Annotated in this window: 12 protein-coding genes; 6 read left to right on the top strand and 6 right to left on the bottom strand. The window is 48.5% G+C overall.

Translation table 11 applies throughout. The features are described from left to right. Positions 1-18: 18 nt before the first annotated feature. Positions 19-1,056, bottom strand: a complete 1,038-nt coding sequence (locus tag ACO6V5_RS00960) for a rod shape-determining protein (protein WP_317145571.1) — start codon at positions 1,054-1,056, stop codon at positions 19-21. 472 nt (positions 1,057-1,528) lie between these two features. On the opposite strand from ACO6V5_RS00960, the gene ACO6V5_RS00955 reads away from it, so the two are divergent. The 4 genes from ACO6V5_RS00955 to gatB all read left to right on the top strand — a co-directional run bounded on the left by ACO6V5_RS00955 (position 1,529) and on the right by gatB (position 5,873). Then, entirely contained in the window at positions 1,529-2,218 is a 690-nt protein-coding gene (locus ACO6V5_RS00955) for a tellurite resistance TerB family protein (RefSeq protein WP_422134783.1), read from the top strand. Between the two features lie 274 nt (positions 2,219-2,492). Then, the gene (gene gatC / locus ACO6V5_RS00950) at positions 2,493-2,780 is read left to right on the top strand and encodes an Asp-tRNA(Asn)/Glu-tRNA(Gln) amidotransferase subunit GatC (RefSeq protein ID WP_317145569.1); all 288 of its coding nucleotides are present in this window, start codon (positions 2,493-2,495) and stop codon (positions 2,778-2,780) included. A gap of 60 nt (positions 2,781-2,840) precedes the next feature. After that, positions 2,841-4,292, top strand: coding sequence for an Asp-tRNA(Asn)/Glu-tRNA(Gln) amidotransferase subunit GatA (gatA, locus tag ACO6V5_RS00945; RefSeq protein ID WP_422411378.1), 1,452 nt, complete (start codon positions 2,841-2,843; stop codon positions 4,290-4,292). Positions 4,293-4,370: 78 nt separating this feature from the next. Next, positions 4,371-5,873, top strand: a complete 1,503-nt coding sequence (gatB, locus tag ACO6V5_RS00940) for an Asp-tRNA(Asn)/Glu-tRNA(Gln) amidotransferase subunit GatB (RefSeq protein WP_422134785.1) — start codon at positions 4,371-4,373, stop codon at positions 5,871-5,873. 161 nt (positions 5,874-6,034) lie between these two features. Here the strand turns inward: gatB and ACO6V5_RS00935 are convergent, their stop codons facing one another. The 3 genes from ACO6V5_RS00935 to ACO6V5_RS00925 all read right to left on the bottom strand — a co-directional run bounded on the left by ACO6V5_RS00935 (position 6,035) and on the right by ACO6V5_RS00925 (position 9,874). Further along, positions 6,035-7,090 (bottom strand): endonuclease/exonuclease/phosphatase family protein, encoded by a 1,056-nt coding sequence (locus ACO6V5_RS00935; RefSeq protein ID WP_422134786.1) that lies wholly within the window; start codon positions 7,088-7,090, stop codon positions 6,035-6,037. Between the two features lie 137 nt (positions 7,091-7,227). Continuing rightward, positions 7,228-8,568 (bottom strand): hypothetical protein, encoded by a 1,341-nt coding sequence (locus ACO6V5_RS00930; protein ID WP_422411375.1) that lies wholly within the window; start codon positions 8,566-8,568, stop codon positions 7,228-7,230. After that, positions 8,552-9,874: a hypothetical protein gene (locus tag ACO6V5_RS00925; RefSeq protein WP_422441945.1), complete on the bottom strand. Its 1,323-nt coding sequence runs from the start codon at positions 9,872-9,874 to the stop codon at positions 8,552-8,554. Before ACO6V5_RS00925 ends, ACO6V5_RS00930 begins: the two co-directional genes overlap by 17 nt. Positions 9,875-10,346: 472 nt before the next feature. On the opposite strand from ACO6V5_RS00925, the gene ACO6V5_RS00920 reads away from it, so the two are divergent. Together ACO6V5_RS00920 and ACO6V5_RS00915 are read left to right on the top strand one after the other, a co-directional pair. Continuing rightward, a complete protein-coding gene (locus tag ACO6V5_RS00920) occupies positions 10,347-11,957 on the top strand; it encodes an AbgT family transporter (RefSeq protein ID WP_422134789.1) in 1,611 nt (536 codons plus the stop codon). A gap of 250 nt (positions 11,958-12,207) precedes the next feature. Further along, the gene (locus ACO6V5_RS00915; protein WP_422134790.1) at positions 12,208-12,582 is read left to right on the top strand and encodes an STAS domain-containing protein; all 375 of its coding nucleotides are present in this window, start codon (positions 12,208-12,210) and stop codon (positions 12,580-12,582) included. A 23-nt stretch (positions 12,583-12,605) separates the two neighbouring features. On the opposite strand, the gene ACO6V5_RS00910 is transcribed toward ACO6V5_RS00915, so the two are convergent. Next, positions 12,606-13,865, bottom strand: a complete 1,260-nt coding sequence (locus ACO6V5_RS00910) for a uracil-xanthine permease family protein (protein ID WP_422134791.1) — start codon at positions 13,863-13,865, stop codon at positions 12,606-12,608. An 18-nt stretch (positions 13,866-13,883) separates the two neighbouring features. Then, positions 13,884-14,510 carry a uracil phosphoribosyltransferase gene (gene upp / locus ACO6V5_RS00905; RefSeq protein ID WP_422134792.1) on the bottom strand — a complete coding sequence of 209 codons (627 nt, stop codon included), beginning with the start codon at positions 14,508-14,510 and terminating at the stop codon, positions 13,884-13,886. Positions 14,511-14,749 lie beyond the last annotated feature (239 nt).

Here is a 14,749-nt window from a genome sequence, read left to right as displayed (position 1 = left end):
AAGCAACCCAAATGACGTTCAGTCGGTGGACAGTAAATCCATACAATGTTTGTCCATCATTTCCAGAGCCCGACCACCGCCACGGGCAACGCAGGTCAGCGGGTCTTCAGCCACCAGCACGGGCAGGCCGGTCTCTTCACTGATCAGTTTGTCCAGGTCACGCAACAAGGCACCGCCACCAGTCAACACCAGACCTCGCTCGGCAATGTCGGAAGCCAGTTCCGGTGGAGACTGTTCCAGTGCACTTTTAACCGCCTGAACAATCGCACTCAGGGACTCCTGCAGGGCATCAAGAATTTCACTGCTGTTCAGGGTAAAGCTGCGGGGAATACCTTCAGCAAGATTACGACCACGGACGTCGATTTCCATTAACTCATCACTGGCATAAGCAATAGCAATCTCTTGCTTGATGCGCTCAGCGGTTGAGTCGCCAATAAGGCTACCATAGTTGCGGCGAACGTAGGTTACGATCGCATCATCAAAACGGTCTCCACCCACTCTTACAGACTCGGAATAGACAACACCGCTCAGAGAGATAATGGCAATTTCAGTGGTACCACCACCAATATCGACTACCATGGAGCCACTGGCTTCTTCTACCGGCAAACCAGCACCAATAGCGGCTGCCATGGGCTCTTCAATCAGATAAACTTCACGAGCACCAGCACCCAGAACGGATTCACGAATGGCTCTGCGTTCCACTTTGGTGGACTTGCAGGGAACACAGACAAGTACTCGAGGACTGGGCTGTATAAAACTGTTCTCATGCACTTTGTTAATAAAATGCTGAAGCATGCGCTCGCAGACATCAAAGTCTGCAATCACACCATCTTTCATGGGCCGGATGGCAGTAATATTGCCTGGTGTTCTTCCCAGCATACGCTTGGCATCAGCGCCTACCGCGACTACGCTTTTCTGTGGCCCCAAGTTTCGAATGGCCACAACCGATGGCTCATTCAGGACTATTCCCTTTTCGCGGACATAGACCAATGTGTTAGCCGTTCCCAAGTCGATTGACAAATCGCTGGAAAACAGACCCCGTAACCTTTTCAGCATTTTCTGTATTACCTTGATTCAAGGCTTTCTTTAAATGCCGCAAACTCTATCAATGCACAGTACTCAGAGCAAGCAACAATTCCGCAATCTGTATGGTCCAATAAGAGTTACTCAGGGTCAAAATGGAGGATTGCCACTTAAGCTATTCAACACAGACCATAGATTAACCTAATGCAGATAGCTTGCGTTCTCAATGGCCGCCATTCATAATTTTGAAATAAAATAAAAAATCATGAACCTGCTCCTCACCTTTTTCGAACTATTTGAGCTATACTCGTTTCCAATTAAAAATCACATGCCTTGCGCACTTCATACAAAAAAGCCCGAACTTCTGACATTAGTGATGGCTTACACTAAAATTTTGATAATCCTTACCCGATGCTAACAAACCTTTACCCCGCCTATTCATGCTAAGCAGACGAACACACGTATAGTAACCCCGTTATGAGCACAATCTGAACGGGAGGCCGTTATGGATTTTAAAGGTTTATTTAATCAAGTTGTTAGCTCAGGTTCTTCCCTGATCAGTGAAGGTAAACACAAACTTGAGGGAGAACTGAAAACCTCTTCATCAGGCAGAGAAGGCGGCTCTATTTTTTCTGGCTTCGGAAAAGGTGCACTGACTGGCGGTGCTTTGTCTCTGCTACTTGACGCCAAAAAAGGCTGCACGATGGCAGGTAAAGCAGCCGAAGCGGGTGGTGCAGCAGCCCTGGGAGCATTAGCACTGAAAACCTACAAGGGCTGGGCCAATCAGCCTGAAGATAACCAACAAGACTCCAGCGATCTGGAATTGCAGCAGGAAAATGAAGAAAGGCAGAATCAGGTGATTCTGATGGCGATGATTGCCGCCGCCAAAGCCGACGGCCACGTGGATGAAGCCGAAAGAGAAAGAATCTATAAAGCCTTCGAGTCAATGGGAACCAGTCAAGAACTGAATCAATTTGTACAGCAGGAATTGAAGAAACCTCTTGATCCGGCAGAAGTAGCTAATGAAGTGTTCGGTCCTGAAGAAGCCTCTGAGGTCTATCTTGCCTCCCTTCTCGTTGTGGATGAACAAAATGCTATGGAAAAAAACTATCTTGAGGAACTGGGTAGACAGCTGAAACTCGAGCCTGAGTTGGTTGAAAAACTCGAAGCCCAAGCCCATGTGCAAGCGGCGTAATACCCTGAAGGGACCACAAAGGTCCGTTCGTCTTTGTGGTTCCGACTCAAACCTGCTTCTGACGATTTGGTCCTGACTTCTCAACACCTCTTCCCAGACCGACTCGACACCCATGACTTCTGTCTACAAGAATTAATCTCGACTGCATCTTGAGATTCACCTTCATAGCCCATACATTTAGCCTTTATTCTTCACGTCCAGCTCTCTCTTAGCCTCAAAAAGCAGGTGAAAGCTGGGTATGACCGCTTTTTAAAGCCCGAATTCGGAGATAGCCATGGCCATTGATGCCTCTGAAATTCAGAAGCTTGCCCATTTGGCGCGCTTGTCCATAGACGACAATCAGGTAGAGACCACTGCCAATACCATCAGCCGCATTCTCGAACTGGTTGACCAGATGCAGAAAGTTAATACCAATCATGTTGAACCCATGGCTCACCCATTGGATGCCATCCAGCGCCTGCGCGAAGACGTTGTGTCTGAAGAGAATAATCGCGAGCAGCTGCAGAGCTGTGCACCGGCCATTGAAGACGGACTCTTCCTGGTTCCCAAGGTGATTGAGTGAGCTGGCTCGATACCAGAAACCTCAACCCTTTACCCTGTTTTAAAGCGATTACCCAGAATCATGTACGATAAATCACTCTCAGAACAAAGCCGCGCCCTGGCCGACGGTGAACTGTCCAGTGTTGAGCTGACCCAGCTCTATCTTGAGCGAATCAAACAGCTTGATGGCAATTACAACAGCTACATAACAGTGACCGAAGAACTGGCACTGAAACAAGCCAGGGCTGCCGACGAACGTCGTGCAACAGGCGATGCCTTGGCATTGACGGGTATTCCTCTGGCCCATAAGGACCTGTTTTGCACAGAAGGTGTAAAAACCACCTGCGGCTCCAAAATCCTGGACAACTTTGTAGCGCCTTATGAATCAACGGTTACCCGAAAATTCAAGGAAGTCGGCTCTGTCACGCTGGGTAAAACCAACATGGACGAGTTCGCCATGGGTTCCTCCAACGAAAACAGTCACTTCGGCGCTGTGAAAAACCCCTGGGATACCCGGGCCATTCCCGGCGGTTCCTCCGGTGGTTCTGCAGCCTGCGTTGCAGCACGACTGGCAGCCGGTGCCACCGGCACTGATACTGGCGGCTCCATTCGTCAGCCAGCTTCTCATTGCGGTATCACGGGCCTTAAACCTACCTACGGTCGTGTATCCCGTTACGGTATGATTGCTTATGCATCCAGTCTGGATCAGGCAGGCCCTATGACACAAACCGCCGAAGATGCGGCCCTGATGCTGAACGTAATGGCTGGCTACGATCACCGTGACTCTACCTGCCTGGATCGTGAAGTGCCCGATTATACAGCCAATCTGAATGAGTCTCTGGACGGTCTGACAATTGGCTTACCAAAAGAATATTTTTCAACGGGCCTCGACTCTGAAGTTGAACAATGTGTGCGAGACGCCGTTGCTGAATTCGAAAAGCTGGGGGCCAGGGTCAAAGAAGTCAGCCTGCCTAATCTGGAGCTGTCCATTCCTTCTTATTACGTAATTGCACCGGCTGAAGCTTCTTCCAACCTGTCACGCTTTGACGGTGCCCGCTTTGGTCACCGCTGTGATAATCCTGTTGACCTGATGGATATGTACAAGCGCAGCCGTAGCGAAGGTTTTGGTGAAGAAGTCAAACGTCGTATTTTGGTGGGTACATACGCACTGTCTTCAGGATACTATGATGCCTACTACAAAAAAGCCCAGAAGATTCGTCGCCTGATCCGTGATGACTTTATAAATGCTTTTGAACAGTGTGACATTATCATGGGACCTAACGCTCCGACCTCGGCCTTCAACATTGGCGAGAAGAGCAACGACCCTGTTGCCATGTATCTGTCCGATATTTACACCCTGTCTGTTAATCTGGCGGGTCTGCCCGGCATGTCGATACCAGCCGGAATGGCCAGTGGCCGACCAGCAGGTTTGCAGATGATTGGCCGTCACTTTGATGAGTCCCGACTGCTGAACGTTGCTCACCGCTTCCAGCAGGCCACCGACTTTCATAAACAGTTCCCGGTTAATGGTTAACAGTGGGCGGTAGATTGTGCTTCAGACTTACCTCCTGAAAGACAATTTACAACGGATTACATTTCGAGGATTTGAAAAGTGTCTCAAACAACTCCGAGTCAACAGACCACTGATCACTGGCCACTGTCAACAGATCAATGGGAAACCGTTATCGGCCTGGAAATTCACGTTCAGCTGGCCACCAAAACCAAGATTTTCTCCGGAGCTTCTACTGCTTTTGGCGCCGAGCCCAACACTCAGGCCTGTGCGGTCGATCTGGGCCTGCCGGGCGTCCTGCCGGTGGTGAACGAAGAAGCCATTAACATGGCCATCAGGTTTGGTCTGGGTATTGATGCCGAGATCAACCAGGTTAACGTTTTCGAACGTAAGAACTACTTCTATCCTGATCTGCCAAAAGGCTATCAGACCACTCAGCTGGAGAAGCCCATTGTCGGTGCAGGTCACATAGAGATTACTCTGAAAGACGGCTCGACCAAAACCGTTCGTATTCATCACGCTCATCTGGAAGAAGATGCGGGCAAGAGTCTGCACGAAGATTACCACGGCATGACCGGTATCGACCTCAACCGTGCTGGCACACCTCTGATTGAGATTGTGACAGAGCCCGACATGCGTAATGCCGAAGAAGCAGTCGCCTTCGCCAGGAAACTGCACTCTATCGTCACCACACTCGGCATCTGCGATGGTGACATGTCCCAAGGCTCCATGCGCTTTGACGTAAACGTCTCTGTACGCCCAAAGGGTCAGAAAGAGCTTGGTACCCGCACCGAAACCAAGAACCTGAACTCCTTCAAGTTCATGGAAGCAGCAATCCTGAAAGAAGTGCAACGTCAGATCGATCTGATAGAAGACGGTGGCGAAGTCATTCAGGAAACCCGTCTTTATAACGGCGACACCGGCGAAGCCCGCTCCATGCGCAGCAAGGAAGAGGCCAACGATTACCGTTATTTCCCCTGCCCGGACCTGCTGCCGATTGTGATAGAAGACAGTCGTCTTAAAAAACTCCGTGCTGAAATGCCGGAAATGCCAGATACCAAAAAAGCCCGCTTTGTCAGAGAGCTGGGGTTGAGCGAAGTGGATGCTGAAATTCTGTCAGGCGATCAGGCGACGGCCACTTTCTTTGAAACCGCTGCGAAAATCAGTGGTGACGCCAAACTCGCTGCCAACTGGGTTCTGGGTGAAGTATCCAAGTCCCTGAATGCCAAAAGCATTGCAATTTCAGACAGCCCTGTTTCTGCTGAAGCACTGGCAGGCCTGATTGCCCGCATCAAGGACAACACCATTTCTGGCAAGATCGCCAAACAGGTTTTTGAAGCCTTGTGGAATAGCGAAGGCAAAGATGCGGATGAAATCATCGAGAAGAAAGGTCTCAAGCAAGTGACCGATACAGGCGCCATTGAATCCATGATTGATGAAGTACTTGCTGCCAACGCCCAACAAGTCGAAAACTATCGCGCTGCACCTCCCGAAAAGCGTGGCAAGATGATCGGCTTCTTCGTGGGTCAGGCCATGAAAGCCTCAAAAGGCAAAGCCAATCCAGGTATGGTTAACCAGATTCTCAAGAAAAAGCTGGACGCCTGAGAGTTATTTTCCGATTCGGAGACAATCAACCAACTCACCCCAAGGAGGCAGTCGCAAAACTCCAACAGCTCTTTCCCACGCTTTGCCCTACAGGACCTGAAAGCGTGGAAACCAGAGTTTTTCGACAGCCTCCGGGGAAGAGGAATATGAACCTTAAAGATTTATTCCTCAGTGAAATACAGGATACCCTCAACGGGATAATGATCCGAAAGCACACCTAATCGGGTATTTGTTTGATTGGCCTGTAAAATTCTCAGGTAACCACTCACTGGACAGACATTTCTCCTGTCACAAAGAATATTATCCAGAGTACCCTGATGAGGACCTTTTCCTTTGGCCATTCCATTGCTATGGATGTCAAAGGAATAGGGCAAAGAGGTATTGGTAAAATCAGCTGCCTGGCGGCTGAACAGGGTTTCCAGCATGATTTGAAAATATTCACCCCCTTCAGATTCTCCGTCTTTTCTACCCGCATCAGAATTAAAGTCCCCCATGTAAATGACTGCTTCATGGCTGGGTATATTCAATTTACTCTTGATCTCCCCAAGATAATCGTAGTGCCTGATCAGACCTTTGTATTCATCTTCGCTATCAGTTTGCACCGTTTGCAAATGGAGACCAAACACATGCAAATTTCCACTTTGGGTTGGCACCTTGATATACCAGGCACCGACAGCACACCACCCCTGGTTGCCTGCCGGCATTGGAAAGACAAATTCACGCATCTCAAGAATCGGCGCCTTGCTATAAATCACTACCCCGCCATTGAATAGCCTGCCATACAACAGCCATTCCCACCCTTCACCCAAAACAGGCGTCATGTAATAACCTGCCTGCCTCATTCCCTCATTGACGACGTCTCTGAGATACTGATCACCCAATTCCTGAAGCGAGACAATGTGATAATCCCTCTTGCTCATATAATGGGCAATTTCCTGCGCCCTCATTTCCGGATCGTTCATGTCCTGGCTACCAAACCACCACATCAGGAACTCAAAAAAGTCATAGGAAGTCATCAGATTCACATTCCAGGTCAATAGTTTAAGAGGCAAACACTGATCAGAGACACTCAAGGGACAGGTCGTGGGAGGGCTGGTGTAGACGGGAATGGATTCCATACTTTTTCGTTTTCCAGAAGCATCCGGCAAAGGCGAACCTGCAACTGCAAGGATACTCACCCCAAAAAGTAAAGCCAGAAGGGCACTGAACTCTTTCATCAAGCTTGCTCACTGACTGGAAAATCAAATTTACAGGATAGAAGCTCTCGAAAAAAAGCATAGAAGAAAATCAGGGGCTACTGACCGGGGCGTACGCCTTCAGCTACTAGTAAAAAAATGGAACCACAAGAAGGAGATTAATGGCTGTTTTTGGCACTCTTCATATTATTAGCCTTCCTGAAGAATTCGGTGAAGCCATCCTGAATATTTTGCAGCTCTTTATAAATAAACGATTGATGTCTTCCATCATAACCTTCAGTTTTGATCAACTTTTCCAGATCATCGAAACGTGTCTGAAGATCAACACTGTTGCTGATGAGCTTTTTAGCTTCAGCATCAATTGCTTCATAGCTTTCCCAAAACGCCTCACAGGATAAATTGGCTGATTGAAGCCTGCCATGGAGCTGCTTCAATTCACTCACATCCACCTTTGTCGCTGCAACTGCCTGCTGCTCAGGCCAGACCCAGCCACACATCCAGCTACCAACACTTCTTACCGCTTCCGTCAATTTAGGGACGTATTTACCCACTATTGCCACCAACATCAAGGTTCCACCTATCGATTTGGCCGTTTTGACTAGAGGATGGTAGCTGCCTGCGTAGAGTCCCGCTACACCCAGATGCTGGTCCAGAAGGGAAGACGTAAAGTATTGAATAAAATGCCCGGGATAGCCGGTTTTTGAAAAAGCTTCCTGAGCAAAATCAACACAATTAAACCCAAGCCCTTGATAGATACAACTTTCCTCTCCTTTATCACAGGCATCGGCGTACTCTGAGATATACTTCTCAACTCTTATGGCTTCCTGTTGAGAGATAAAGAAAGTGACTTTAGGGATATCATTAATTTCGTTATGGTAATAAGTTTTAAATTCGATAGCTTCATCCAACACAACCCCCTGCTGTGTTTTGGAAAGAATTTCATATGAATATCTGTCAACTCCAACAGAACACGACACCTTTCCCTGAGATCTTCTGCCCGCCAACTTGGCCCCTCCAGACACTACAGAGGCCAGTAAGAGTCTGCGAACCCGCCCAAGATCCCCAACAACTTCCCGCACAGGACACTGATTATGATCAACGAAAGGCTCGAGCACTTCGTCAACAGGGTCTGGTTTCTCATCTCTCGGTACTCGATGATCAGCGGGGGGAGCCTCAGAATGAGACAGGGAGTCCAGTTCATGATCATCATCAAGACTACCTTCTGCATTCTGTGGTATCACTTCCCACCGAGTAGCCGAAACAGGATAGAGACCGCGAGCAATGTCTACGCCTCTGGCTTTGTTTTCAAGTCTGACAAAGCTGTGGCCATTGTCGAGGTAAACAGTCAGTTTACAGGAAGGGTTATCTGCTCTTGTCACATTGCGAGTATTGAAAGTCGCCGAATCACGAAACAGGACGCCGGATTGAGAAAGATCACCGGTATCCATCGGCCCGGGAGGCAGAGCCCCTGTCTGAAGTTTACTATGCCCAGCGCCCATGCCAACTCTCCCCGCTGTTATGAGCGTTCTTCATGTCAGCAGCCTCCCTGAAGAATTCGGTGAAGCCGTCCTGAATATTTTTCAGCTCTTTATAAATAAACGATTGATGTCTTCCATTATAGTCTTCTGTTTTGATCAGCTCTTCCAGATCATCGAAACGCGCCTGAAGATCAACACTATCGCTGATCAGCTTTCTGGCTTCAGCATCTCTTTCACTATAATTTTCCCAGAATACCTCGCAGTATAAATTGGCTAATTGAAGGCTGCCATGAAGCCGCTTCAACTCACTCACATCGACCTGTGTCGCTGCGATTGCCTGCTGTGCAGGCCACACCCAACCACAGATCCAACTGCCAACACTCCTGACAGCTTCCTTCAGCCTGGGAACTGCGTATTTGCCAACCACGACCGCCAACATCAGTGTTCCAGCTATCGAAGCGGGATTTTTGACCACAAGATGACAGCCAACTGCGTAGAGTCTTGCCATGCCCACGCTCTGCGACAAAATTGAAGGGGTGAAATATTCAATAAAATGACCGGAATAGTCCGTTTTTGAGAAAGCTTCCTGGGCAAAATCAACACAGTTGAACCCAATCCCTTGAAAGATACAACTTTCCTCTCCTTTATCACAGGCATTGTCATACTCTGAGATATACTTCTCCACCGCCAATGCTTCTTGCTGAGAAATGAAGAAAGTAACTTTAGGGATACTGTCAAACCCCTCATAGGCATAGCCGAAGGTTTCATCTGAAAGGCGCCCCTGCATTTTCGAAAAAAGCACTCTATGAACACCCATTAACGCCAATGCTCGCCCTACGTGTGTTTTGCCCGCCAATTTTGCCCCCAAAGACGCTGCATAGGTCAGATAAAGTTTGGATTTCAATTTATCATTATTACTATCAACCACCGGACACTGATTACGAGCAACGCGAGGCTTTTGCACTTCCTCCACAGGAGCTGGTTTGGATAGTTTTAATAACAAGGGACTAACGGGAAAAGTCTCAGAATTGAACAGAGCTTCCAGCCTCAGCTTATTACGAAGATTAGCTTTCGATGCAACAAACCGTGCTGGGTAGAGACCTCGGGTAATGTCTACTCCTCTGTCCTTGTTTTCAAGCCTGACAAAGCTGTGGCCATTGTCGAGGTAAACAGTCAGTTTACAAGAAGGGTTATCCGCCCTTGTCACATTGCGAGTATTGAATGTGGCAGAACGACCTGATACCCCCCTTGAATGAAGCTCATTACCCGTGCCCGATGGCCTCAGAGGTTGACTGACTGTGAAAGATTGACTGGATCCAGCCTCCATACTCAGACTCCTTATCTACAAAAACCACATCCTAAGTACTATTGAAGGTGAACAGGTTCTGATCATTCATCGTAAAAATGCCTTAGCTCACGATCAGTCGTGCCACGGAAGAATTAATTGTCAAATCCCTCCCTAAACAAGCCCTGTTACCTGCTTACCATGGACTCAGGGTTTTCAACTTAATTGACAAACGTCTTTTAAAATGAAATTCAAATCAAATAAAAACTATATACTTATAACTAAATTTGTAAAAAAATCCTGTTTCAGAGTATTATGCCGACCAGATTTTCTGGGAATATAGTCCAGCTTATCTTTTTGTCAGGATCATTTGCCTGACTCATCCGTCGCATTCATTTGCTAAACGACCACAATCACAAGCATTTAACGAATGAGTGTTACTCATGGCCAGGCTATCAAAACTACAAGCAAAGATGCTGGCTAAAAAACTACTAAAACTGTTTGGAGCGGAAGTATGTCGTACCAGTCCGAAACTCTCCCAACAGGTGATGCAAATAATAGCAAAAATAATAGCACCGCCTTTGATCGTTTCCTCGCTACTGTAGAGTGGCTTGGCAACCTGTTACCCCATCCAATTACCCTGTTTGCCCTGTTTGCTGTGGGTATTGTTATTATCAGTGGTATCGCCTCATGGGCAGGACTGAGTGTCGTTGACCCCCGTCCGGAGGGAGCCGCAGGCCGTGCAACAGATGGCATGATCCATGTTGTCAACCTGCTGACAGGTGATGGCCTGCGGATGATTGTGACCAGGCTGGTTACCAATTTCACCGGCTTTGCTCCTCTGGGCACCGTACTGGTTGCTCTCATGGGTGTTGCTATTGCAGAACACTCCGGGTTGCTAAGTGCACTGGTTCGCTCCCTGGTGATGAAGGCATCCCGCAACACCGTAACCATGATTGTTGTGTTTGCCGGTATTCTGTCCAATACCGCTGCTGAACTGGGCTACGTGGTTGTTATTCCTCTGGCTGCCATGATCTTCCACTCACTGGGAAGACACCCTCTGGCCGGTCTGGCTGCCGCTTTTGCCGGTGTTTCCGGGGGGTATAGCGCTAACCTGCTTCTGGGCACTGTTGATCCACTGCTTTCCGGCATCACAGAAACGGCCGCCAGAATGATTGACCCGGCTTATGTCGTGGGTCCTGAAGCCAACTGGTACTTCATGTCGGTCAGTGTATTCCTGATCACCTTCGTAGGTACCTGGGTAACCAACAAGATCATTGAGCCTCGTCTGGGCAAGTACAACGAATCAGAAGCTTCCGTTGATCTTTCTGAAGACAAAATGGAAGACGTCACCGACCTTGAGAAACGCGGCCTGAAACGGGCTGGAATGGCATTACTGGTCTTGGTGGGTGTTATGGCTCTCACCATTGTTCCCGAGTGGGGCGTTCTCAGACACCCTGAAACGGGTGCTGTTGCGGGCTCTCCATTCCTTAAGGGCATTGTTGCCATGATCCTGATCTTCTTTGCGATTCCCGGCTTTGTCTACGGTAAAACGGTAGGCACGGTCAAGAATGACAGAGACGTAATCGATTGCATGTCCAAGAGCATGAGCACCATGGGCATGTACATTGTCCTGGTGTTCTTTGCTGCCCAGTTTGTTGCTTTCTTTGGCATGACCAATCTCGGCACCATCTTTGCGGTACTGGGTGCGGAATTCCTTCAGAACATCGGCCTGACCGGCCCACTACTGTTCGTTGTTTTCATCCTGATGTGTGGTTTTGTAAACCTGATGATTGGCTCCGCTTCCGCGCAGTGGGCCGTTACTGCACCAATCTTTGTGCCAATGCTGATGCTGGTAGGCTACGCGCCTGAAGTCATTCAGGCCGCCTACCGTATCGGTGACTCAGTCACCAATATCATCACGCCAATGATGAGCTACTTTGGCCTGATCGTTGCCTTTGCTTCACGTTATAAGAAAGACCTCGGTATTGGCACTCTGATCTCCATGATGTTGCCTTACTCAATGTTCTTTGTGATTGGCTGGAGTGTGTTGTTCTTCATCTGGATCTTCGTAATGGGTCTGCCGGTTGGACCGGGGTCAGCGACTTTCTACAGTGCTGGCTAACTGACTGACAGGACATTTAAGACAGGGGTGATGGTTCACCCCTTTTTTATTGCTCGGAAATAAGTCAGAGACACCAGCGAATCTCAAACCTACCGCTCCATCGGAACAGCTTAACCCACGAAAAGACCTGCCGGAAAAAAAGCTGTTCAGCTGAAATTGTCAGCAATGCTGTCAACCTTGTTATACCAATTGCTTCCAACAGATCCTAGGATATCTCGCAACAAAGCAGCCATTTTAAAGGAGTAAGACTATGGCCTTATCCATCAATCTGGAAGATCATTACAACTACACCCTGCTGGAAGTTCGGGGTAAAGTGGACGCTGCCACCTCACAAATGCTGGACCGAGCCATCGAAGCCGCCACCTTTGAGGGCAATCACCACCTGATTCTGGACTGTTCACAGCTATTCAGCATCAGCAGCGAAGGCCTGAGAGTCTTACTCAACACGCGAAATTCATTGACCCGGATTCACAGCATCACACTTTGCAATGTCTCAAGATCCATCCATTCACTGCTGGAACTGACGGGCATCTCCAGATTCATCAACATTGCCAAAGATCTGGATGAAGCTGAATCTATGCTGTTAGAATCTAATACCGAGCTGGACAGGATCAGTTTCAATTAGTTTTGTAACAGGATCACTTGCAATCAGGCATCTGTAGACTGAAACTTATCTTCCCTGTCGGCATGAGGCAAGATCGCATTCAGCAAAACGGCAGTAATGGCACAAAGGCTAACGCCTTTCAGAGTGAACCCACCCATCGACAAAGCCAGATCACCAATACCAAACACCAGAACAACTGACACAATCACCAGATTGCGTGGCTTGCTCAGATCCACCTGAGCCTTGATCATGGTACTGAGACCGACAACAGCAATAGAGCCGAATAACAGCATCATGATTCCACCCATCACCGGTGTTGGAATCGTAGCCAGAAAGCCACCGACTTTGCTGATAAACGCCACTGCAACAGCCATGATTGCAGCCCAGGTCATGATTTTGGGATTGAAAGCTTTTGTCAGCATCACCGCACCGGTGACTTCTGAGTAGGTAGTATTGGGAGGGCCACCCAACATGGCCGCAGCAGAAGTGGCAAAACCATCACCCATCAGGGTATTTTTCAGACCGGGCTTTTCGAGGTACTTCTTACCGGTAACCGAACTGATCGCCAGCATATCGCCAATATGCTCAATAGCTGGCGCAATCGCGACTGGTACCATGAACAGAATGGCATTCCAGTTAAACTCCGGGGCCGTAAACGCAGGAACAGCAAACCATGGACGATCAATAACCGGCTGAAAATCCACAACCCCCATAAATAACGCAGCAATATAACCAACAGCGATTCCACAGATAACCGGAATCAGTTTGAAGATACCGCCGGCCATGGTGGAAACGGCCAGTGTTGTCACCAGAGCGACGCCCGCCAGCAACAAGGAAGTATTGGGATCAATCGATGAGTTGGCATCACCACTGGCCATGTCAACGGCAACAGACGCCAGCCCGAGACCAATGACCATAATCACCGGACCCACTACTACCGGAGGAAATAATCGATAAAGGATGCCGCTTCCCCGCAGGCGAATGATAAAGCTGAGCACTACATAAAACAGCCCTGCTGCCATCATACCGCCCAATGTTGCAGGCAGGCCCCAACTTTGAACACTAAACGTAATAGGCGCAATAAAGGCAAAAGAAGAGGCCAGAAAGATAGGCACCTGCCGTCTGGTACATAACTGGAATATCAGCGTACCAATACCAGCGGTAAAGAAAGCAACATTTGGATCCAACCCGGTCAACAAGGGCACCAGTACCAGAGCACCGAAGGCGACAAACAGCATCTGCCCCCCCATCAACATCTGTCGCCATACTGGCATTCCATCATCGGCCAGGTTTATATCAGTCATAATCAGCCTTTCCCTTCACTATTTAGTTCCGAAGATTTTATCTCCTGCATCGCCCAGACCCGGTATGATATAACCGTGGTCATTCAAACAATCATCTACTGATGCAGTAAAGATTTTGACATCCGGATGAGCTTCAAGCACTTTCTCTATACCCTCCGGAGCCGCCACCAGCACAAGGCAGCGGATTTCCTTGCAGCCGGCTTTCTTGAGCATATCAATAGTGGCCGTCATGGAACCACCGGTAGCCAGCATAGGGTCTAATACCAGAGCAATTCGCTCATCGATATCCTTAACCAGCTTTTCGAAGTAAGGAACCGGCTCAAGGGTTTCTTCATCCCGATACAGACCTACGACACTGACCCGGGCACCCGGCACCAGATCAAGCACTCCATCCATCATACCCAGACCTGCTCTGAGAATGGGAACAATAGTAATTTTCTTACCTTTGATCTGCTTGACGGTGACGTCTCCGGCCCAGCCATGAATAACATGATCTTCCAGCTCAAAATCTTTGGTCGCTTCGTAAGTTAGCAGCGAACCCACTTCATTAGCCAGTGTCCGAAACCCTTTCGTACTGATACCCCTGGTGCGTAAAATGCCCAGCTTGTGTTGTACCAGAGGGTGCTTGATTTCTTGTACGCTCATGTCAGCTCCCGATGCCTTCCACTTAATACTGACTCTACCCATTTGACGGGCTTGAATCTTTTTATTTTTACACAGCCCTTATGACCCACCTATAAGTTTTTCTCACAGCAAACCGAAGTAAGCTATAACTTGCTGTTCACATCTAATGTAGGTATCGTTGCCCTCTTTTTTCCACGGTTCAACTTTTGTCTGCGCTGCCTGGAACCCGATTCATTGCTTGCCCATCAGGCAGTTTCCGG

This window comes from Endozoicomonas sp. ALD068 (assembly GCF_049310145.1).
Classification (GTDB): Bacteria; Pseudomonadota; Gammaproteobacteria; order Pseudomonadales; family Endozoicomonadaceae; genus Endozoicomonas_A.
The sequence above is the reverse complement of the archived record's forward strand: the minus strand, read 5'-3'. Positions and strand labels throughout refer to the sequence as shown.

Coding starts and splice junctions, on each gene's coding strand:
- ACO6V5_RS00960 (WP_317145571.1), bottom strand. CDS start 1,056: ATGCTGAAAAGGTTACGGGGTCTGTTTTCCAGCGATTTGTCAATCGAC.
- ACO6V5_RS00955 (WP_422134783.1), top strand. CDS start 1,529: ATGGATTTTAAAGGTTTATTTAATCAAGTTGTTAGCTCAGGTTCTTCC.
- gatC (WP_317145569.1), top strand. CDS start 2,493: ATGGCCATTGATGCCTCTGAAATTCAGAAGCTTGCCCATTTGGCGCGC.
- gatA (WP_422411378.1), top strand. CDS start 2,841: ATGTACGATAAATCACTCTCAGAACAAAGCCGCGCCCTGGCCGACGGT.
- ACO6V5_RS00935 (WP_422134786.1), bottom strand. CDS start 7,090: ATGAAAGAGTTCAGTGCCCTTCTGGCTTTACTTTTTGGGGTGAGTATC.
- ACO6V5_RS00930 (WP_422411375.1), bottom strand. CDS start 8,568: ATGGGCGCTGGGCATAGTAAACTTCAGACAGGGGCTCTGCCTCCCGGG.
- ACO6V5_RS00925 (WP_422441945.1), bottom strand. CDS start 9,874: ATGGAGGCTGGATCCAGTCAATCTTTCACAGTCAGTCAACCTCTGAGG.
- ACO6V5_RS00920 (WP_422134789.1), top strand. CDS start 10,347: ATGTCGTACCAGTCCGAAACTCTCCCAACAGGTGATGCAAATAATAGC.
- ACO6V5_RS00915 (WP_422134790.1), top strand. CDS start 12,208: ATGGCCTTATCCATCAATCTGGAAGATCATTACAACTACACCCTGCTG.
- ACO6V5_RS00910 (WP_422134791.1), bottom strand. CDS start 13,865: ATGACTGATATAAACCTGGCCGATGATGGAATGCCAGTATGGCGACAG.
- upp (WP_422134792.1), bottom strand. CDS start 14,510: ATGAGCGTACAAGAAATCAAGCACCCTCTGGTACAACACAAGCTGGGC.